The sequence below is a fragment of the Winogradskyella forsetii genome, assembly GCF_013394595.1.
Classification (GTDB): domain Bacteria; phylum Bacteroidota; class Bacteroidia; order Flavobacteriales; family Flavobacteriaceae; genus Winogradskyella; species Winogradskyella forsetii.
In genome coordinates, this window is record NZ_CP053348.1 from 2,021,456 (window position 1) to 2,042,839 (window position 21,384).

Annotated in this window: 17 protein-coding genes; 2 read left to right on the forward strand and 15 right to left on the reverse strand. The window is 35.3% G+C overall.

Going from position 1 to position 21,384, the window contains the following annotated elements; all coding sequences use genetic code 11:
* Positions 1-193 precede the first annotated feature (193 nt).
* The 6 genes from HM987_RS08785 to HM987_RS08810 all read right to left on the reverse strand — a co-directional run bounded on the left by HM987_RS08785 (position 194) and on the right by HM987_RS08810 (position 9,039).
* On the reverse strand, positions 194-373 hold the full coding sequence (locus HM987_RS08785; RefSeq protein WP_179007143.1) for an adenylosuccinate synthetase: 180 nt from the start codon (positions 371-373) through the stop codon (positions 194-196).
* A gap of 229 nt (positions 374-602) precedes the next feature.
* On the reverse strand, positions 603-1,607 hold the full coding sequence (locus HM987_RS08790; RefSeq protein ID WP_179007146.1) for an LLM class flavin-dependent oxidoreductase: 1,005 nt from the start codon (positions 1,605-1,607) through the stop codon (positions 603-605).
* 234 nt (positions 1,608-1,841) lie between these two features.
* Positions 1,842-2,339, reverse strand: coding sequence for a GreA/GreB family elongation factor (locus HM987_RS08795; RefSeq protein WP_179007149.1), 498 nt, complete (start codon positions 2,337-2,339; stop codon positions 1,842-1,844).
* A gap of 292 nt (positions 2,340-2,631) precedes the next feature.
* Positions 2,632-4,212, reverse strand: coding sequence for a reverse transcriptase family protein (locus HM987_RS08800; RefSeq protein ID WP_179007151.1), 1,581 nt, complete (start codon positions 4,210-4,212; stop codon positions 2,632-2,634).
* Between the two features lie 164 nt (positions 4,213-4,376).
* Positions 4,377-6,008 carry an SWIM zinc finger family protein gene (locus HM987_RS08805; protein ID WP_179007154.1) on the reverse strand — a complete coding sequence of 544 codons (1,632 nt, stop codon included), beginning with the start codon at positions 6,006-6,008 and terminating at the stop codon, positions 4,377-4,379.
* Positions 5,998-9,039, reverse strand: a complete 3,042-nt coding sequence (locus HM987_RS08810) for a WGR domain-containing protein (RefSeq protein WP_179007157.1) — start codon at positions 9,037-9,039, stop codon at positions 5,998-6,000. The genes HM987_RS08805 and HM987_RS08810 overlap by 11 nt, the downstream gene beginning before the upstream one ends.
* A 233-nt stretch (positions 9,040-9,272) precedes the next feature.
* On the opposite strand from HM987_RS08810, the gene HM987_RS08815 reads away from it, so the two are divergent.
* Positions 9,273-11,465 carry an amino acid permease gene (locus tag HM987_RS08815; protein ID WP_179007160.1) on the forward strand — a complete coding sequence of 731 codons (2,193 nt, stop codon included), beginning with the start codon at positions 9,273-9,275 and terminating at the stop codon, positions 11,463-11,465.
* Between the two features lies 1 nt (position 11,466).
* Here HM987_RS08815 and HM987_RS08820 read toward each other — a convergent pair whose 3' ends face one another.
* From HM987_RS08820 to HM987_RS08835, 4 genes are all read right to left on the reverse strand, one after another.
* Positions 11,467-12,672, reverse strand: coding sequence for an acyl-CoA dehydrogenase family protein (locus tag HM987_RS08820; protein WP_179007163.1), 1,206 nt, complete (start codon positions 12,670-12,672; stop codon positions 11,467-11,469).
* A 159-nt stretch (positions 12,673-12,831) separates the two neighbouring features.
* Complete coding sequence (locus HM987_RS08825; protein ID WP_179007166.1) at positions 12,832-14,337, reverse strand: phage tail sheath family protein; 1,506 nt, start codon at positions 14,335-14,337, stop codon at positions 12,832-12,834.
* 20 nt (positions 14,338-14,357) lie between these two features.
* Positions 14,358-14,801 carry a phage tail protein gene (locus HM987_RS08830; RefSeq protein ID WP_179007169.1) on the reverse strand — a complete coding sequence of 148 codons (444 nt, stop codon included), beginning with the start codon at positions 14,799-14,801 and terminating at the stop codon, positions 14,358-14,360.
* Between the two features lie 2 nt (positions 14,802-14,803).
* Positions 14,804-15,238, reverse strand: coding sequence for a phage tail protein (locus HM987_RS08835; RefSeq protein ID WP_179007172.1), 435 nt, complete (start codon positions 15,236-15,238; stop codon positions 14,804-14,806).
* A gap of 359 nt (positions 15,239-15,597) precedes the next feature.
* On the opposite strand from HM987_RS08835, the gene HM987_RS08840 reads away from it, so the two are divergent.
* Positions 15,598-16,596 carry an NADP-dependent oxidoreductase gene (locus HM987_RS08840; RefSeq protein ID WP_179009964.1) on the forward strand — a complete coding sequence of 333 codons (999 nt, stop codon included), beginning with the start codon at positions 15,598-15,600 and terminating at the stop codon, positions 16,594-16,596.
* 27 nt (positions 16,597-16,623) lie between these two features.
* On the opposite strand, the gene HM987_RS08845 is transcribed toward HM987_RS08840, so the two are convergent.
* From HM987_RS08845 to HM987_RS08865, 5 genes are all read right to left on the reverse strand, one after another.
* The gene (locus tag HM987_RS08845; protein WP_179007175.1) at positions 16,624-17,850 is read right to left on the reverse strand and encodes a GNAT family N-acetyltransferase; all 1,227 of its coding nucleotides are present in this window, start codon (positions 17,848-17,850) and stop codon (positions 16,624-16,626) included.
* 216 nt (positions 17,851-18,066) lie between these two features.
* Positions 18,067-18,285, reverse strand: a complete 219-nt coding sequence (locus tag HM987_RS19750; RefSeq protein ID WP_179007179.1) for a GNAT family N-acetyltransferase — start codon at positions 18,283-18,285, stop codon at positions 18,067-18,069.
* An 18-nt stretch (positions 18,286-18,303) separates the two neighbouring features.
* Positions 18,304-18,507, reverse strand: a complete 204-nt coding sequence (locus HM987_RS08855) for a hypothetical protein (protein WP_179007182.1) — start codon at positions 18,505-18,507, stop codon at positions 18,304-18,306.
* A 56-nt stretch (positions 18,508-18,563) separates the two neighbouring features.
* A complete protein-coding gene (locus tag HM987_RS08860) occupies positions 18,564-19,034 on the reverse strand; it encodes a GNAT family N-acetyltransferase (protein ID WP_179007185.1) in 471 nt (156 codons plus the stop codon).
* A gap of 1 nt (position 19,035) precedes the next feature.
* Positions 19,036-21,384, reverse strand: a complete 2,349-nt coding sequence (locus HM987_RS08865) for a leucine-rich repeat domain-containing protein (RefSeq protein ID WP_179007188.1) — start codon at positions 21,382-21,384, stop codon at positions 19,036-19,038.

The following is a 21,384-nucleotide window of genomic DNA, read 5'->3' on the forward strand; positions in this document are numbered from 1 at the left end:
TTGTTACTCTAATTTTTCGGAACAAATATCATCACAGATGGATAGTGTGGAAAAAAAGAATGTCTGAATTGTAACATATAGTGGATGAACTGAAGCCATAAGACCTTTGAAGGGTCAAGCATATTAGACTTAATATTTCGGTTTAAAACGTAACATCAAAGCTTAAGTTATAAAACAGAATCATTAGATGACGCTATTTCCTATTTCCTCGATTTTTATTTCTCCAAAAGAAGTAAAATCCAATAATAAGAATGGGTAAAATGATAAACACAATAAGCTCAAATGGATCTGAAAAATCTATAGGAATAGATTCACCTGGATTCGGTGTACCTCTTGGTATTTGTGTAGGCAATAATCTGATAATACTAAGCATAGTTAATTACTAAATATTGAGTTTATAGAAAGTTAAGTATTTTTTACCATAAAAGGAAGTTTAAGGATTAAAAACGAAGCGGAAACTCAATTGATCAATTATAACTTTTGGTTTAGAACTTAGGATTATCTCAAACTAGGTGTAAATTACACCATCAACAAATGGACTAATTGGTAAACTAAAAATGGATTTGATCTTTGTGCTTATTAGGAGCTAAACTTTCGATATTTTAATGTAATTCCTCCATAATTTCTGCAAATAGTTTATAGGAATGTATTCTATCGTTTACATCATAAATATTTGTTACGGCTATGAGCTCATCGGCGTTAGTTTGTTCCATAAATTCTTTAACCTGAGCCTTAACGGTTGCTTTACTACCTATAAAAGCGTATTTCAGCATTTGATGTACCTGTGGATGTTGCATAATTTCCTTTAAGTCAGTAGTCATTGCTGTTGGCGGTTGAACAAAATCACGTTTCCCCGTAAATATGCCTACAATCATTCTTATCAATGAGGTTGCTAATTTTTCAGCCTCTTCATCAGTATCTGCAATAATGACGTTAACACCTGCCATAACATAAGGCTCAGGTAATTCTTTAGAGGGTTGAAATTCTTCTCGATAAATTTTTATAGCTTCAAATAAATGGGTTGTGGCAAAATGACTTGCAAACGCGTAAGGCAATCCTTTTTTTGCTGCCAAATGCGCACTATCTGTGCTTGATCCTAAAATATAAATAGGAACATCAACCCCTTCAGCCACTGTGGCCCTTACTTTGGCTTTGGCGTTTTCTGCGGAAAAATAAGTTTCTAACTTTTCTAATTCAGCAGGAAAGGAATGTGCGGCCTGCATAAAATCTGACCTTATGGCGTGAGCCGTCTCTCTGTCAGTTCCTGGTGCTCGTCCAAGCCCTAAATCTATACGATTAGGATATAAGGAGGCTAAAGTTCCAAATTGCTCTGCAATAATCAATGGTGAATGGTTGGGAAGCATAATGCCACCAGAGCCTACGCGAATGGTTTGAGTGCCTTGAGCTATATAACCCATGAGCACAGCAGTCGCGCTACTGCCTATATTTGGTGCGTTGTGATGTTCCGCAAGCCAATAACGTTTGTAGCCAAAAGCCTCAGCATTTTGAGCTAATTGTAGTGTACCGTCATATGTTTGTTTTAAGGAATGATCTTGAGAGACTAAGGCAAGGTCTAATATGGAATATGCAATTTTTGGTTTTTTCATGAGTATGTCTTTTTCAATAGATATAACGCAAAAAGTAAACCACGATGTCAACTTTTCTAAAAGTTTAAACTTTTGTTAACACCTATAGTCATGCTATTATATGCTCAATATTATTTAATGGGTGAATTTTCATCCGATGACTTAAGGCGGAATGAAAATTATTCAAAGATAGATTGAATGAAAAAGGTGATTAACTTATATTTTCTCAGAATTACCTAAGCAGCTTTACTGGATTTAAGTATAGTGAATTTTTATTATTTTGATCGTGCGATTCTCGCGTCCCAATTTAAATGCTACAGTCTCTCCCACTTTTTTTCCAGTAATCGCTACGGCCATGGGTGCAGTATACGCTAATTTTTTTTGGGCTACATCTGCTTCATCAACGCCAACAATTTGAAATACTTGCTGTTGTTTATTCATATTTAAAGTGACATGAGCTCCAAACCTTATTTCATCTTGATTTTGTTCCTTAGATTGTAGAATTCGCGCAGATGCTATTCGCTCTTGCAAAAGCGCAAATTTCCCGTCAATGACAGCGAGTTCCCTCCTACGCTGTTGTTCATCCATATCCTTATCCAGTTGGCGCTGCCTCTCAAGAGCGGTTCTTTCTGCTAATAATTGTTCCATCCTCTCAGGTGTCACATAATTTGTAACACTAGCGGGCAACGGTGCCCTAGGCGGTATAATCGGTGTTTCTTCTTGATCATCTTCCTTTACAAAACCTCTGCTCATAATGGTATTAGATATTAAAATCCTATTACCAAAGATAATAGGGTTATAATGATTTAAAAAGAAATACAGTGGAACTTGTTTTTGATTGTCGGTTAACCTGAAGCTTATTTTAAATGTGATGTCCAGACCAAGTTAAATATTTGTTTTACTTTGAAAGTTTTTTTTAGTTCTTACCAATTATGAATAGATTTCAATGTATTTCAATTAATATTACAAAGATCTTAGACGTTAGTTACAGAGAATATTAATAATTACCGAACTTTGAAATAACAAGGATTTGTTAAAACAACTATTATAACTTAAACCAAGAAAACAACTTCTTAATAAACCCTTCTTTCTTTGGTGGTGCTTTTACGTATTTCTGCTTATGCGCTTCTTTGTAGTTATGTGCAACTAATATGCTTGCCACTCGTTCTTTATAAGGTTTGCCTTTTTCCTTATTTATCTGATAAATAAAATTAGCATAACCATCAATTTCAGCCAATACATTGAGGCCTCCATTCCATGTTTTACCTTCAATGCCATCTTTTTCAATCTGATATATTAAAGCTCTAAACCGTTTTAAGGATTTCTTATTGATATTTGGTTTTTCGTTTACCACAACACCAGTTACTTCCTGTCTTTGATGACGTTTCATGAGTCGTAATTTCTCGGGATGTAATATGAAATTTTCAGCTTTTACAACTTTGTTCGAATATTTTAAAAGTGCCGGAATTTTAGAAAACTGAGCTTTTGGTCCCGAAAATGTAATATCATCAACATATCTCGAATATATGAAGCCGTATTTAGAAGCTAATCCGTCTAATCGATAATCTAACTTCTTACAAATAATATTAGATAATGCAGGACTGCAGGGCGAGCCTTGCGGTAAAAATCGATCGCCTTGTTGAGCAAAATAATTTTCACCCAATAAGGTCACATCCAAAATTTTAGGCTCAGAACATAACAAGGCAAAAATAACAGACACTTGCTCTGAATATCCCATGGATTTAAAAACGCCTTTAATTCTTTTGTAAGTGATTGATGGAAAGAAATTTTTTAAATCTTGATTGATAACCACATCTTTATTGACATGCGGTAAAGCATTGGTTAAAATAGACTTTTCCAAAACACAACCATGGGCTTTGGGATGCATGGTTACTTTATTTAGAATGTGTTCTAAAATAAAATGCTGCGCTTTTTTTAGTCGTGGCATTGGAGCAGAAATCAATCGAAATCCGCCAGATTTTTTAGCTACCTTAAAGCGTTTATAATGACATGTTTTTGAATTTTTACGAGAGTATGCCAAAAAACGAAGTTCAGCGACTGTAATATTCATCGCCTTGGCCACATCTTTTGCTGAATGTAAAATCGGTAAGCCTTGTCTTTTCAGAAGATCGTCTGCAGTGGTTTTATCATTAAGTTGATGAGAATAACCTTCTCCCAAATAAACAATATCCTCTAGTTTGGACAGTTGCCATTGTTTGGCTTTTTCGAGACGTTGTTGTTCTCTTTTTTCTTTGGTTTCTTTTTGTTTTTCTTTTGATATACGTTTGCGTTCTAAATGTTTAGCAGCAATAAACGCTTCGGTATCCTCGATGGATTTCTCTTTTCTTAATAAGTCGTTAAGCTGTTTGGAAAGTTCACTTTCGTCATTAAAGAATTTGTTGACTTGTTCAAAATCGACATTATCCTCGCCCCAAAAACCTAATCGTTTCATTTCTGAAAGGATGTATTCGTGTTTAGACGATTGCCTAATTTTATCGTAAATCTCCTGTCTTCTTTCTGTTGAGTTACTCATAAAAACAAAAAATGGTAACAATAAGATGTATTTTAATTCCCTTCGTACGACTCTAAAGACTGAATTGAACAACTCCAGTGAAATAGGTACCATAGTACTGTTTCACTTCGTAGAAGTCTAACCGGAAACAGTACTATGGTACCTATTTCACAAGTTAAGTTCGAGTCAGTGACGCGTTCATTGTCTGTAAACAAGATTGGCGATCCACCAATCAAAATGCAAGGTTTTTATCTTATTGCTACCAAGGTTTAAATATATTAATTTCTTTTATCAAATGTTATTCTTGTGGCTAAAATATGTTCACAAGGCCCTTTCGTCATTTTATTTGTATAATAGTGATTACAGGTGCATTTTCCATCTACTATTTTTAAATCTTTATTGATGGAAACACTGGTTTTATAGTTGTTAGCGACTTCAGCCGTAATTTCTATTTTATCGTTTTGAGCTTTGGATTTCAAATGGGTAACGGCTCCGCTTTCCATTAATTTATAAGCTTCTTTATCGGTTTCACTGGAAAATCGCAGTGATTCAATATCTATACCTTCCCGTTTTAATTCCCGTACGCGATAGACCTGATTTTTTAAATCATAAATCACTTTACCGGCTTGGGTAAATGTAACCAAGGATTGTTTTACGGTTTGGGTATCTAAGTTTAATGATTTGGCAATGTCATTCTCGGTATTAAACCAATCCTTCCGCAATTCTAAATACACGGTTTGCATAGTGGTTGCTGGTACTTGACCTCTTGGTGCCAATAAATCGAGTTGTGTGGATTGTGCCCAATCGTTCGCTGTCCAACCTGAAAGTCCTAAAGTAAAATACATGTCGTTTGCTAAATGTGCGATGTAAAATGATGGCATTCCTGTACCCAATAAATGCACGGTAAATTTATTGGTAATGGGCAATAAACGCTCTAATAACTGAATACGTCGTCTTCCCCAAACCCGAATTTCTTTTTCTTCGTTGCCTTCATAAATGGATTGCAAACATTCCACTTCCATATTCCAAGGTTCAAAAACGGCAATAATAGGTTTTCCTGGTTTTAAAATGTACTTAATAGCACGAGGTCCTTTTTTTTCTTTGTTTCGTTTTAAAACTGAAATAAAATTAGCAATATCAATAGGGTGCAAATCGAAAGCGATTTTATCGCTTGTCATTGCCGAGCTGACTTGTAAAAACCCGCGAACCCAACTGTCTGGTAAATCTATTTTTATTTCACGATAACTATCTTCCCCAGTCGTTTTTACATCAAATCCTTTTGGGTCGATTTTAAAATCGGTGTCCTTATAGGTTCTTATTTTTTGAAACTCATTATAAAGCCCTTGAGAATAATCAATGTTAGTGGTACCACATTTGAATTCATTGATGTTATTAAACACATTGTAGCCACAGGATAGTTTGCCATAAACGGATTCGTCCTTACTAAAACACTCAAAGAAAACTTGGTCTGGATGCACTGTAATGACTGGATCTAATACCATCCAAGCTGCATAATCTCTTGTATATAAATATTTGAAATATTTTTTTTGTGACTTATAGTAAGGTCTAGTAATGACATCCCGTTTTGAGCGTAAACTTGTCAGTTTTGCTTGTAATTGACCTATCTGATGTTTTAATTCAGGCAATTGTGCTGTGGCTTCTGCAACCCAAACATCTTCCTGATTTTTTAACCAAGCCAAGTATTCGGAATTATCCTTGGGTTGAAAATTAAAATCAGCAGTAACTACACTATGCAATGCCGAAATGGCTTCCCTGAACGGTAATTTTTTATCTAGACTGCCCACAAAATATGTTGGTTCACGTAATACATCTGGCGCAAAACTGACTCCTGTTGACGATAATCCGTTATCTATAGAACTTTTTCCACTGTATTTGTAATTAAACTTCATTGGTTATGTCATTTATTAATAGTGGAACTTCTAGTGTTGGATAGTTTAAAGCTATTTTCAACAAAATATCAATGTTCTTACTTTTGTCTTTAATAGTCTTAGTATCTAAAATTGAATTGATAATACGGACGGTCATTTTGGCAACCTCTTCGTTTTTAAGTGATTCCTGTTCTAAAAACGTATAGATTCTTGTTTTAGTTGTTCTGTTGGAATTGATGTTAAACAAGCTCGTTTTAAAATACGGTTCTAATTTTAAAATAATTTCAGGATTACCATTAGCATAAGCCTCTAAATAATTGGTCACAAAAAATTGTATGCGCTTTGTAGGGTGTTCTTGTAATTTTAACAATAGTGGCAATCCTTTTTCATCTGAAAAATATTTGGTAATCATTTTCATTCCAAAAGCTTGAACATCTGGCTTTACATGGTCGCAAGCATACAAAAGTAGTTCCGTTGTCCAATTTTCAGGGTCTATATGCGCGTCAAAATAGGCACACGACCAATCAATAACATCTTGCCAATTGGTATTGAATATTGGTAAGGCTTCTTCCAGTTCATAATTGATTCGAGAAGTATTTGCCTTGAAGAAATCATGTAATTTCTCTCGAATTGAAAACACATCACTATGCGCTAAATGCACCAACTGTGGCATTGATAATAAGGATAATTTTATTCGGTTTTCAAAAATTGGCGTGCCTAGGTTTTGGGCAAATTCATATTTTGAAAGAATAAGAATCATGATTTGCTCGTCTGAAATTGAAGGTAAATCCTTATCAAAATATCTCGTCAATAATTCATAGCAATTTTGGTGTAAGCCGTCATAGGTTTCAGCCTCGGTAATGACCATTAACAACTGACTTAATAAACTGTTTTTAAAAGAACTGTCTAGTTTTACAAGCCTTTCAATGGTTGGTTGAATCGCTTCACGTACTTCCCGATATTCTGAAAAGCAAAAACCAACCAAGTCTTGTTTGTTTTCCAATAAAAATTCATCTGGAAAATGGGCTATCAATTCTATGCCTGCTTTCCTTAAAACCTCTTCATCTGAGTTGATATACTCATCGTAAGACGCTTTAAACAATTCATAAGCCGGCACTTTATTACGTTTGGCTAAATTGAGTGCAAATAACTTATTGCTTACTAATTTTGAATTTGATAGTTCAACGATTTTACTTGATGGTGTTTCTTTTAAGAGTTGACCAAATTCGGTTTTTCCAATTAAATCGTTAACAGCATTTAAAAATTCCGAATTAAACGTGTTGAATTCTAAAAACAAAGGTTCTAATTTTTCGATTGGAATGGCAAAATTATAAACAACTCTATGTTTGTATAAGTTCTGTAAATAAGTGATGACTTCAACTTCGTCGGTCAATAACAACTCAACTATAAAAATTGAAGTCGTAAAATAATTGCGTTCATAGGTTTTTAACCAATTCAGACCTAATTGAACGCCTTTTTCATTCTTCGACTTTAATAAAGCGATTACAACACTATCTTCGGGTTGTGTGATTCTGTATTTTTTCTCTAAAGCATCAATGATTAAATCCAACACTTTTGGATGATAATGGCTGACTAATTTAGTAATTAATTCATCCGAAATGTCATCGAGAAACTGAGTGTTATCTTTTAAAATTCGTAATGAAAATTCAACTGCGATATCACTTTTGGCGTTAGCTACAATCTTTAAAACTTCGTCTGGTTTGGTGTTCCAAATTTCAGACAAAGCCTCTTCCCTATTGGCATTAGGCCCTAATTCATCTATATAAAACCATTTGTTCTTTTGATGCTGAAATCGGGACGAATTGCCATACAAAATATACATTAAGGCTAAAAAGTTATGATATTGTGGAAAGCATCTTTTTTCCATAACATAACGTCCAGATGAGGAATCAAAGTTGTAATAATATTGAAACTCTTCCTTGGTTTGATCTTCCTTATCATTTAGAGCGCACAAGACTTCCGTAGCATAGGCTATGTAGCCGTCAGTATTTTTATGGCTTAAGTCGTAAACTTTTTTATAAGTGGCCTTATTAAAATAGTCCTTTGTTTTTGCCGAAAAGGCTATGGATGGATTCGCTTTTTGTTTCTCCTCGTTAGCGGAAATCCATTCATTGTTACTATAAACGTAATCCGACGTATAACCAGGTTTGCTAACTGCGATGCGTTTGGATATCAAGGCGAAAAACAGAAGGTCATCCGTGATTTGACATGCTCTATAAATGTACCTTATCGATTTAAAGGTGTTGACTTTTAATCCAATTTTATCTATTAGTTGATATAATTTTTGGCGTAGCGATTCATTATTATATGAAAAAATATAAGCATAATACAACAATGAAGGGTCTAATGTATTACCATTAATGAATTGCATAGGTAATTCATTAAAAATGGCTTCTGAAACGTAATTCGAAACTTCAGTATGAATATTTTTTTTATCAGCAGCATTACCATATTTCAAAATATAAGCACAAGCCGCTCTGCCAGAAATGGTATTGAATTTTTGCTTTTTAAATACCTTTAAAATTTGGTCTGTATATGTAGTGTTTTCAAACGAAGCTAAAATAATGATGGCGTTATGTTGTTCAAACTCGTCGGTTGAATCTAAAAACTCCGCAATTAAATCTGCCGCTGCAATGATGTTTAGTTGTCCTGCTCTTAGGATAATTCTAGACACTTTCCAATCTCTAGTATAGGTATTAGCAACAGCTTGTTGTAAATACTTTAAGATAGTTTTTTCCCTGACAGTATTAACAATTGTTTCTTTAGGTTTTGAAGTCGGTTTTTGGGTCTGACCATCATTTTCCAAATAGCCTTTTTTTTCTTTGCTTTCAACCAGTTTATTAAAAACTTGTTCGGCTTCCTCATAAGCTACAGGGAAAACTGTCTTCGTGCCTTCTCGCAAATTTGCTCCTCGTCTACCATATCTAAAATTTACGACAAACAAATCTTGATTTTCGCAAAGATCCACTTCATATACTTTATCTGAATTGCCTTCAGAAAAATAAAGTGTTTTTTGTTTTATTAATTTCAACCCAAAAAAGTTTTAAGTCTTAAATATATAAAACAAAAGGAAATAATCAGAGCAAACAAGAAAGTAAATACTTAAAACACCTACGTCCATATAAAATCAAGAATTCTAAAAGCTTGACCAACCGTCAACTGGAATACATCCATTGAATTATACAGTATAGTTTTCTTGAAAACTGAAAAGAATGGTTATATTGACTTCCTGAAATTGCCCTACAAAAACTTGAAATTCCTATAATGCCACAAAAAAAGAAATTCGGAACCTTCGCAGGTGTTTTTACACCTTCTGTCCTAACCATTCTTGGTGTTATTATGTACATGCGTTTGGGCTGGGTTGTTGGAAATGCGGGATTAATTGGCGCCATTATCATCATCATAATCGCCCATGTAATTGCAGTAACGACTGGTCTCAGTGTGTCTTCAGTAGCAACCGATAAGAAAATTGGTGCTGGAGGCATTTATTATGTGTTGTCTCGGAGTATGGGTGTGCCCATTGGTGGCTCCATAGGTATCGCCATATTTGTAGGCACTGCGTTTTCAATCGCCCTTTATCTCATTGGTTTTGCTGAAAGTTTTAATGCCTATTTCGGATTCGGAACAACTATCAATGATTTAAGATTAACAGGTACAATTGCGCTTTTGTCACTTTCAGTTTTAGCGCTTATTAGTACGTCCGCAGCGCTGAAAACGCAATTCATTATTCTAGCTGCCATTATCGTTTCTTTAATCTCTATATTTTTTGGTTCTACAGAATTTGCACCAAGCTCCATAAATCTATTTTCAACTGAAAATGCAGTGCCCTTAGAAGTTGTATTTGCCGTATTTTTTCCTGCAGTTACTGGTTTTACGGCTGGTATTGCCATGAGTGGTGATTTGGAAGACCCTAAAAAATCAATACCATTAGGTACCTTATACGCTATTGGCGTTGGTCTTCTGGTGTATATCGCACTTGCCGTTTTTATGGCATTTACTATAGATTCAAACTTGTTAAAAACAGATTATAATATCTTAATGAAGATAGCCCTCTTTGCTCCTGCAGTTGTGGCGGGAATTTGGGGCGCTACCTTATCCTCTGCTTTAGGCGGTATTCTTGGTGGTCCAAGAATTTTACAGGCCATGTCCATTGATAAAGTGACGCCGAAACTGTTCAGTAAAGGAAAAGGCATAAATAATGACCCTGTCAATGCACTCTTTTTGGCTTTTATTATTGCTGAAATTGGAATTCTAATTGGAGAATTAGATATCATTGCGCGCGTAGTTTCCATGTTTTATTTAACCGCTTATGGTTTTATAAATATTTCCTTTTTTCTTGAAAGCTGGGCGAATCCTGATTTTCAGCCTTCTTTTAAAGTGAAACGATGGATTGGTTTAATTGGGTTCATTGCTTGTTTTGTTGTGATGTTTAAATTGGATATCATGGCAATGATAGCAGCTTTGGCCGTTATAAGCGCGATGTATTTTGGTTTACAGCGCAAAGAAGTAAAACTACAATCCAATGATGTGTGGAAAAGCGTTTGGGAAAACGTAGTGAATAAAGGCCTGAAAAAAATTGACGCCCAAATTGAAGAAAATTCCAATTGGAACCCTAATATTATTTTGTTTAGTGGTAAAAGTGACCACCAATCTTATCTATTGGAATTATGCAAAACCGTTTCTGGGCGTACAGGTATTGTCACCAATTTTAAACTTATTTTAGATAAGGAAAACAATTTACCACCTCTAAAGAAAACAGATCAAATCATTAGGGATGATAAGTTTCAGGAACTTGGCATTTTTGCCCGACAGATAAAAGTGGATAATATCTATAACGGTATTACCAATATTGCATCCACCTTTGGGTTTTCGGGTGTTGAACCCAACACGATTATGATGGGATGGCCAAAAGGTATAGAGAATTCCACGGAATACTCTAAGATGACACAAACCTTATTGCATCTCGATTATAATTTATTGTATTTGGATTTTGATCAACAAACAAAATTCGGGAATTATAGTTCCGTTGATTTCTGGTGGCGTGAAACCGATAGTAAAAATGCTGTAATGATGCTTAATATTGCACGCTTCATTATTGCATCGCCAAAATGGAATCGTACCAATATTAGAGTACTTTTTGTAAACAATAACAATGTTGATGTCGCTATTATTGAATCTAAAATCAGGACTTTGGTTGAGGATTTGCGTGTCAATGTGGACATCAAGATTATTAACAATGCTGTGGAGCAAAAAACCTTCTACACCATTATTGAAGAAGAATCTAAAGCTACAAATTTGACCATTATCGGTATTCCGGACTACAATATTGAGAAACAGGCCGAATTTGTTTTAAAAACCAATCATTTATTCGAATCCATTGGTTCAACCCTTTTGGTTAAAGCGGCACATAATTTTAATGAATTGGATTTAGATTTGCTAAACGAGGCAGAAACTTAATTTAGTCGTTATTCTTTTTTTCCGCGGCTCTCATCTTTTGAAATAATTCCTTAAACAAGCCGCGAGCGATCAAAACTTTCATAATTTCATTGGTGCCTGCGTAAATTCTGGCAACCCTATTATCGGTATGCATACGTGCAATGGGATAATCCCACATATAACCATAACCTCCAAACAACTGCAAACATTCATCTACCACTTTGCCATGCATTTCTGTGGCCGAGTATTTTGCAATGGAAGCATTTTCAGCCGTCAGTTGATGATTAGAAACTAATTGCGTACAGCGATCAATAAAAGCTTGATGGACCTGCAATTGTGCTGCACATTCAGCAAGTTTGAATTGTGTATTCTGAAATTCCGCAATGGCTTGTTTAAACGCTTTTCGAGTAGATGTATATGCTATTGTTTTTTCAATGGCACCTTCTGCGCCACCGATGGCGGCAAGTGCCACTGATAAACGTTCTCGTGCTAACTCCGTCATCATTATTTTGAAACCCATACCCTCTTCTCCTAACAAGTTTTCCTTTGGAACTTTGACGTTGTCAAAAAACAATTCACAAGTATCTTGGGCTTTTAAACCAATTTTTTTGAAAGGGACGCCTTTTGTAAAACCATCAAAAGCGGTTTCTATAATCAATAATGACACGCCTTCCTTATCAGTTCCAGAATTGGTTTTTACGGCGACTATGGACATATCACACATATAACCGTTTGTAATAAAGGTTTTTTGTCCGTTGACTACATAATGGTCGCCTTTATCCACTGCGGTTGTTCTAATGGCTTTAAGATCACTACCACAATCGGGCTCGGTCATGCCAATAGAGGTGATCATTTTTCCAGTGGCCATTTTTGGGAGATACGTTTGCTTTTGGGTGTCGCTACCATATTTCAAAAGATATGGCGCTACAATATCGGAATGCAATGAAAAGCCAGGCCCTGTAATCCCTTCTTTATTCATTTCTTCAATCAACAACGCACTAAAACTAAAATCCAATCCGCTACCACCATATTTTTCAGGTATGTCAATGCAGAGTAAACCTAATTCACCTGCTCGTTCCCAGATGTCACGACTCACCATACCTGCTTTTTCCCATGCTTCAGTTTTATCAATCATTTCATTGTGAATAAAATCCTGAATCATTTGTTGCATCATTTTGTGTTCTTCCGAGGCGTAGATGTCGCGTTCTAATAGTACGTTTTTTAGCATGATGATTAGGTTTAGTGATTCACTTTCGGTAAAATCTAAATATAATACCATTTAAGGTTTAATTCGAATTTTTAGTCTAAGTTTAATAAATTTAAATGATTTAAAACCAGAAAAATGCTGTTATGACAACGCTTGAAGATTAAAATATCAATAGCAGCCTTATGTTTCTACCATGTGCTCTGTAAACCTCATAATTATAAATTCTGCAGGTCGTAGTAGCGCCACATAAACTATAACTATCAATCGACCTTCTAAAATATCCTGATTAGTCATACTACTTGCCAATCCGACATTAACGCCGAAGGCTTCATTTGGAGAAGCACCTGCAAGAGCACCTTGCCGCCACTTTTGGTTGAGATAGTTATTGATCATATTTTTTATACTGGTCCAAGTGCTGATGTTGTTGGGTTCATAAACATAGGCACGTAAAGCCAGAGAAATAGATTGTTGAAATGTCATTACCGTTCTTTTAACATTAACATATCTAAATTCACTATGGTTGCCATCTAAGGTACGGCTTCCCCAAACCAAGGTTCCACGACCTGGGAAAAGTCTAATAGCATTAATGGATTTGCCTGAAACTGCATCTATGTTTAAATACGCTTGTTCGTTATTAGTTATGTTTACCGCAGGCTTTATTACGGAAGCCACACTAACGTTCGCAGGTGCTTTCCATACACCTCTTGTGGCATCAACGCTGGTGTATATTCCTGCCATGGCTGGTGAAGGCGGCAGGAGATTCATCAGATTAAGAATGGCTTCTATAACACTATGGTAGGTTGGACTCGAAGCCAAAAGTCCTAAATGCAGCGTTTTATCTATTACATTAAAATCAGTAGAGTTTAATGCGGTTTTTATCATGTCACGCGCATTGGCTTCTGGCAATAATTTTGAAAGACGTTTTAAATCTAAATCAATATGTTCCAAGCTAATCTTGCTCTTATCAAAAATCACGGTGTGCAACCAAGGATAATAAGCAGCTCCAAAACTTAAAGCATTAGTTCCTATTTTTGTCCTAAAATTGGTTATGATGTCATTTGTAGTAGATCCATTTGATACTGGCTTATAACCATCATGGATATCCAATATGGCCAAACGGTTTTGCATTGTATAACAATGCGTTAAAACGTGTTGGTAAACCTGAAAGCACTCGTCTTCTAAGCTGACAGCATCAGGAATCACAACTATGGTCGGTTCACTAACTTTTGATAGGTACTTTAGTCCACCTCCAGTGGTGTGCCCTAAAAGTTCTTCAGCAGTAACCTCTAATTGGGTTTTACCTTCATAGGTTCCAACGGATAAAATGTAGCAGGCTTGTCCGCCATTTGCAAAAAATAATTTGATACTAGGATACATAAACGATTTGGTATGTGGGTTAAAATCGATGACATAAGCTTTACCATTAAGAAGCGTTGTTGGTCGAGAATCGTTTGGTTCGGGTTCAAAAATATCGAATTTTGATTGGAATGCACCACCAAAACAATGCTCGTATTCAGATAGTGTATTAATTTTGAAGGCTTCGTTTTTTAAACTGCTGCCATTGCTCAGCGCTTTTTCGGTATAGCCTATAAAAACAGGAATGGCCGTAGGGACTTCGGTTATTGAATTTGGAATTTTCGGGACTTCTTCAACATAAATACCTGGAACTTTATATTTGGCAGCCATAATAATCTAGTTTATGATGCTTATTCTGAATTTGAAGGTGCAATAATTTTTCCATTGTGATCCAGAACGTAAAAATATTGTGGTTCTAACTCAATAGTTTCAATTAGGATTCTGCTTTCTTGGGCATGCAATTCCTCAACGCCCCAAGCCACTGGCATGGCTTTTTCTATTTTCCAGCCACTTAACATTTCATGCTCTGCATTTAGAAGTTTTACAATGAGATTTACGGGTAATTTTTGCCTTTTTTTTATAACGTCCATACACCATGTCACCAATTTTGAACTGGGTTCATAGGCGCGTTTTAAAATGATGTTTCCATAATAAACACGGTCTTTACCGTCCGTTTTATCCACTCTAACCTGAAGTCCTTGCACGGATTGAAAGTTGATATCTGCCATAAGTTCTTTTCGGTTGAAATGAACCACAAAGTGCATATTTAATGGTGGATAGTTGATTTGTGCCATGATTAGCTACCTAAACGTTGAACTACGAATCCTTCATGCGCAAGTTCTAAAGTTTCAATTAAAATCTCACTTTTCATACTGTTAAGCTCTGCAAATTCAAAACGAACTGGCCAAGCGTTTTTAACCTGCCAAACAATTGTGGGTTCATGTTGATGGTCTAGCAATTTAATGGTTATGTCCCGTCGTTCAGCAACCAATCCAACATCATTAAACCATACAAAATTTTCGTTATCATCTTTTAATGCGCCACGTTTTAAAACGATATTCGAATACTTTCTAAGTCCAGGAATTTTAGTACAGCTATATGCCTTATCTGCACCACTTCGGTATTTTAGGACGTCGTTTTTTGCTTTGAGACCGCTGACTTCTGAAAAGCCTATTTCAGTAGATCCCAAGTCCACTTGAAAATGAAAATTGACTACGGGTGAATTTGCCATAATACAGATTTTAGATATTTGTAACTAACTGAATATAAATATACTAAAAATTAACCATTAAGATACAGTAGCTCTGTATTTTCTGATTTTTAATTTGAACAATATTATTTAATCCCTTAGCGATAGCCATAAGATTGGCATTAGAATAAAAGCTGTCAAAGCATCCTTTTACCAAGCCTAAACCTTTGTTAAAGGTTCGAAAATAGGTTTAATTTTATCTATTTTTGAGTAACGGAATGCACAAGTAATATGAAAGTAGTACTGCACAAAAACGTTAATTAGTTTTAAATTCCGCTTCTACGAATTAACCATTCCCATAGACTAATAAAAGTATGCCAGCTCTAAAAAAAAACGAGACCATGATTCATACTATTTTATTAAAAAACCGACCAGAAGGCAAACCAACACTTTCAGATTTCGAATTTAAAAAAGAAGACACTGAGCTAAGTTGCAGTGATGGTGAACTCATTCTAGAAACGCTTTATGTTTCTGTAGATCCCTATTTAAGAGGACGGATGAGCGATGCCAAATCGTATGTTGAACCTTTCGAATTAGGAAAACCTATACACTCCCTTATTATAGCTGATGTCATAGAGTCTAAAAACGACAATTTTAGCAAAGGTGATCATGTGAGAGGGATGTTGGATTGGAAAACAAAACAGGTCTCTAAAGGGGAAGGCCTCACTAAAGTAGATCCGTCAAAAGCAGATTTGAGTGCCTATTTAGGTATATTGGGCATGACAGGTTTAACGGCTTATTGCGGATTGACCCAAATCGGCAAACCTGAAAAAGGCGAAACTTTGGTCGTTTCAGGTGCTGCAGGAGCCGTTGGCAGTGTCGTCGGTCAAATAGGGAAAATAAAGGGACTTCGGGTTATTGGCATCGCTGGTACGGACGAAAAAGTTGAAATGCTGAAATCTAAATTTGGGTTTGACGCAGGCATCAACTATAACACAACTGACGACATGAGAGCGGCCATCAAAGAAGCCGCACCTGATGGTGTGGATGTATATTGGGATAATGTTGGTGGAGAGATTTCCGATGCTGTATTATTCAATATCAATAAATTTTCCAGAACTATTAATTGCGGTGCAATAGCGGTCTATAATAAGACGGAAACGCCTAAAAGCGTAAGTGTAAGACCATTTTTAATTAAAAACAGTGCCCTGATGCAAGGCTTTATCGTCGCTAATTACGAAGATAAATTTCAAGAAGCCACCAAAGCGCTATCAAATTGGTTAGCAGAAGATAAACTCACCTATTCTGAAACTATAGTTGAAGGATTTGAAAATATCCCACAAGCCTTCATCGATTTATTTGATGGAAAGAATTCCGGGAAAATGGTGGTTAAACTATAAGTGTTGTTAACATCTTAATTCTCCTGCTTACAATAAGGCCTTTTCCATGCAATAAAAAACATGTTCGCGTTTTGGAAAGTTAACGTTTCCACGTATTATATAATGTCGCTTTTTGTAAAATTTAAGGACTCTTGTGTTCGGGGAATAAGCGTCTAATCGTATAGACGTATAATTATGTTCCTTGGCGAAATTTTCAGCAAAGTCCATCAACCTTTTGGCGTGTCCTCTATGTTGGTGTTTTGGGTCAACGATAAGTCTATGGATTACCAATACTTTTGTAGCATCAAACTCCCAAGTGATCGATTCATATGCCTTCTCCTGTTCTTCACTAATGCTGATAGCACCAATTAGCAGATTGGCATTTTTCAAAATGTAAAGCGTTCCTTTTTTTAAATCGTTTTTAATTAATGCATTTGTAGGATAATGGTCTGTCCATTGGTAAATACCATGGCGCTCTAGATCATGCTTTCCATTAAGATACATGTGAAATACAGCTTCTAAATCAGATAATTGCCCTATACAGATATTAAATTGATCAATTTCTACAGTGCTTTTGTCAACATCATAGATTAACAAGCCTTGATTGTCGTCGTCAAGTTGAGCAATTAAGTCGCCATTGGGATGCCACACAGCACTTCGGCCAATACTCAAAAAATTATCACAAAATCCTACACTATTAGACATTAGGATAGGTGTATTAAATTTGTTCGCCATTTTTGGAAAGCGAGCATAAGCTTTATCAATGCCACCTTTTGATTTTGCTACACTAGCAATATAAAGCGCTGCACCATTTTGGACAGCATTAAAAAAATGGTCTTGCTGTAAGGTTTCAAAACAAATGCCAAGAGCAATTTTAGTTTCTTTGATGTATAAATAGGTTTGATAGGTGCCACCAACAAAATAGGGTTTTTCGTCTTCATGTAACCTTTGCTTGGAATACACCGTTCTTGGCGTTTCAGGTTGAAAAATGAGCATGCTGATATGTAGGCCTTCTACCCCATGTGTTGGCATTCCTATACCAATAGTAATGTTGCCTTTATCTGATAATTTTTGAAAAGGATCAAACATTGCATTTTCTATGTTCGTCGCCAATTCTTTTGCCAATTTTGGCTCGTAACCTGTGATGGACAATTCAGGAAATATGATCAAATCTGAGTTCAATGCTATGGCACGTTCAATTAATTGTAAGTGATTCTGAATGTTCTGTTGAACTTTTCCTTTCAAGGATTCGGATTGTGCAATACAAATTTTCATCAGGTTTGGTTCTTGTATTCTTTTATCTAAATGATATCCAACAATTTCTCAAAGATATAATTTGTGGTATCCTAAAACAATAACACAAAGCATTTCCATAAATTTACTTTCAATTATTCGACATCTACAAGAGGTCGTTCGCTTTTGGTTGGTTTATTGAGAACAAAGACAAGCGCTTTTGGTTTAAGATGTTTTCAATTTGGTATGTGATCATTTTTATAAGCGGAAAAGGTATATGCAATATCGTTTTCCTAGTCGAGGATCCATTTCACGCAAGATTTCAAATCCTAAACTTTCATATAAAACCCTGGCTTTTTCCATTGTAATTGACGTATGCAAGGCAATTATTTTTTCATTATTTCTTTTTGCAATTGCCATACATTCTTCAGTCAACTTCCTGCCAATGCCTTGTCTAGCATGCTCAGGATTGACCAAAACAAATCTAGTATAAGACTATGCTTCATCATAGATCTCTGTAGGATTTCCTGTTGGAACAATAAATGCCATGCCTATAATATTACCTTGTTTTGTCTCACAAATGATAGCATAAGATTGTTCTAAAAGTTTTAAATAAGTAGCGTTATTGTTTAAAATTGCTAAGAGCTCATCCCAATGGTTTGGTGTTAACTTTTTTTCATAATACGCCCAAGATAACATAGCTAAATGTTTTAATTTTTAAATATCCATCTGCCGCCCTTTTCTATAAAATATATTCATACCTCAGAATAATTTAAAACCTTGACATAAAAAACAGTATCAATTGGGTTTCTTATGAATCCTGAAGGTAATTCAGTAAGCTCTATTTTTACAAATCTATTCTTTTCATAGAATTTTTGTGCAGCTTTAAACTGGTTCATGGTTCCTAAGTACATATGGCTAATGTCTTGCGTCAAACACCAATCATAAGCAGTGTTCAATAGTTGCTGTGCAACACCATATACACTTCCTCTAAAGTCTTTTTTAACGAACATATTTTTTATAACAGAAAAGGCACTATCAATTTTTAAAATACCGATAGTACCAATTAAATCTGTTTTGTAAAATGCTACCCAACAGGCATCTAGATTTTGAGATTTTGAATTCTTTGAACTGGAAATAGGCGATTCAAACTCGGTAGCAATGGCATCCATCATTAGGTCAATGTCATTTTGAAAAGTTTTATTATAACGATGGATGCTAAGCATTTTAATTAACTATAATTTTTTTGACAACGATTCCAGCTCTAAAATTAAGCTTTAAAATATAAATACCACTAGCTAAATAAGCTGTAGATATGTCACTTTCAGCACCTGTAGCGACTTTTGCTCCAGAAATACTATAAAGGGTATAGTTTTGCAATTTATTATTGCTAGAAGCTAGTATTCTAAATCCACCAGTGGTTGTAATAGTCTTGATCTCATTGGCTATTTCAAAATCCGAAACACTTAATGCATCCTCACTTATAGGATTAAAACCAGTCCACAATGCACCAGCATCTGTAACGTATGCTCCCATTGTACCAGCGGGTATCTGAAGCGCAGTATTGCTACGATCAAAAATAAAAGTATCGTTAGTACCTGTGGTTATAGTTGGAGGTACTATAGCCAACGATGTTACACTGGCCAATGATGGATTATTACCAAAAGCAAGCAAACCAATTTCGGTTACGTTACTTGGAATGGTTATGTCAGTAAGGTTATTATCTACAAAAGCACCAATGCCTATAATATCAACACTATTACCTAGGGAAAGCGTTGTGATAGCATTTGTTGCAAAAGCTGTAGTACCAATAACTGTGACATTATCTGGAATAGTGACAGTGGTTAAGCTATTGAGTTCAAAAGCAGAAATTCCGATATTAGTAACACTATCTGGAATAGTTACACTCGTAATACCTCTATTAGCAAATGCGGACTGTCCGATTTCTGTTACATCAAATACGGTAACAGAAGGAATAGTAATATTGCTAGGAATGGTAACGTTAGTACCATTTGCAGCATCATAATCTGAAACTTTAAGTGTGGTTGCAGAAGTTGCCTCAAATACCATTTTAAAGCCCGTCCATAATGCACCGCTATCAGTAACATACTCATCAGTAGTATTACCTGTTAGAATTAAATTTATATTACTGCGACTAGAGTTTGCAAAAGTATCGGCACCACCACCTGTAGTTATATTAGGCGGTGTAGTGCCTAATACAACAACCGTACTTAAATTATTCACACCAAAAGCAAGAGGACCTATATTCGCGACGCTTTCTGGTATTATGATACTAGTAAATTGATTATTATTAAATGCATTATTTTTCATATTGATAATGCTATTAGGAATAATAACATGAGTTAAATTTTTGCTTGAAAAAGCACCACTACCAATACTGGTAACATCATAAGTTGTAACACTATGAGAAACTATAGCAGGTATATCAACGACTGTGCCTCCAGCAGTATTATAGTCTACAGCTTCAACCGTATCAGGTAATACAGAAGTAACTTCATAAGTAATAAAATCTACAACAAAAGTATCGCCAACTTCTAATACTGCAGCTTCCGTAACTGAATTAAAACCTGTCCAGCCTCCCGAAGCATATGCGGCCGAAGTTCCATTCGGTATGGTTAAATCAATGGCAGCACGATTCCAAAAAGAATCGTTAATTCCAGGCATAAATATAGTGGCAGGAGTTGTACCTTGCGAAGTAACTGTTGCTAAAGGGTTGTCTCTAAAAGCGGCAAAATCAATATCAGTAACACTAGCTGGAATAGTAACATGAGTTATGTTATTATCTCGAAATGCGCCATTGCCAATAGTTAACAGACTATTGGATAATGTAACACTTGTTATTTGATTACCATTAAATACAGCATTACCAATACTTGTAACACTATTTGGAATTACTATACTTTGAAGTTGATTGCTTTGAAAAGTACCAAATTCAACACTTGTAAGGTTATTGGAAAGAATAGCGCTAGCTAATTGATTGCCTTGAAAAGCAAACTGACCAATACTAATAACACTATTTGGAATTAAAATGTCTATTATTTGATTACCTTGAAAAGCATTATCCCCAATACTTTCCAGACCGTTTTCAAAAGTAACACTAGTTAAATCATTGTTCACAAAGGCTGAATTTCCAATGCTCACAACACTATTGGGTATTGTAACAGTTAATAAATTCTGAGCACTAAAGGCATTGTTTCCTATTTCCACAATACTATTTGGAATTACAACGCTTGTTAATCGTGTACCTTCCGGACCATTATGCTCAAAAGCTAAATTACCAATACTTGTAACATCATAGCTTGTGCTACTATTAGATACTGCTGAAGGAATATCTACATCTGTACCACCATTAGTGTGGTCATAGTCATTAACCCTAAGTGTATTTGGCGCAAGAGAAGTCACTTTGTAAGTTATAAAATTGTCAACAAAAGTATCGCCAATAGCTTGTGAATAGCCTAGAATAGAAACAAATAGAGCTATTAAAATAAGTGTTTGTTTTTTACCCACGTAATATCTATTTTTTAAGTCTTTTGGAAAACATGTAAAGTTTTTCAT

Coding starts and splice junctions, on each gene's coding strand:
- HM987_RS08830 (WP_179007169.1), bottom strand. CDS start 14,801: ATGGCACAAATCAACTATCCACCATTAAATATGCACTTTGTGGTTCAT.
- HM987_RS08845 (WP_179007175.1), bottom strand. CDS start 17,850: ATGAAAATTTGTATTGCACAATCCGAATCCTTGAAAGGAAAAGTTCAA.
- HM987_RS08825 (WP_179007166.1), bottom strand. CDS start 14,337: ATGGCTGCCAAATATAAAGTTCCAGGTATTTATGTTGAAGAAGTCCCG.
- HM987_RS08820 (WP_179007163.1), bottom strand. CDS start 12,672: ATGCTAAAAAACGTACTATTAGAACGCGACATCTACGCCTCGGAAGAA.
- HM987_RS08865 (WP_179007188.1), bottom strand. CDS start 21,384: ATGAAAAACTTTACATGTTTTCCAAAAGACTTAAAAAATAGATATTAC.
- HM987_RS08815 (WP_179007160.1), top strand. CDS start 9,273: ATGCCACAAAAAAAGAAATTCGGAACCTTCGCAGGTGTTTTTACACCT.
- HM987_RS08860 (WP_179007185.1), bottom strand. CDS start 19,034: ATGCTTAGCATCCATCGTTATAATAAAACTTTTCAAAATGACATTGAC.
- HM987_RS08800 (WP_179007151.1), bottom strand. CDS start 4,212: ATGGTACCTATTTCACTGGAGTTGTTCAATTCAGTCTTTAGAGTCGTA.
- HM987_RS08835 (WP_179007172.1), bottom strand. CDS start 15,238: ATGGCAAATTCACCCGTAGTCAATTTTCATTTTCAAGTGGACTTGGGA.
- HM987_RS08855 (WP_179007182.1), bottom strand. CDS start 18,507: ATGTTATCTTGGGCGTATTATGAAAAAAAGTTAACACCAAACCATTGG.
- HM987_RS08785 (WP_179007143.1), bottom strand. CDS start 373: ATGCTTAGTATTATCAGATTATTGCCTACACAAATACCAAGAGGTACA.
- HM987_RS08790 (WP_179007146.1), bottom strand. CDS start 1,607: ATGAAAAAACCAAAAATTGCATATTCCATATTAGACCTTGCCTTAGTC.
- HM987_RS08795 (WP_179007149.1), bottom strand. CDS start 2,339: ATGAGCAGAGGTTTTGTAAAGGAAGATGATCAAGAAGAAACACCGATT.
- HM987_RS08805 (WP_179007154.1), bottom strand. CDS start 6,008: ATGAAGTTTAATTACAAATACAGTGGAAAAAGTTCTATAGATAACGGA.
- HM987_RS08840 (WP_179009964.1), top strand. CDS start 15,598: ATGATTCATACTATTTTATTAAAAAACCGACCAGAAGGCAAACCAACA.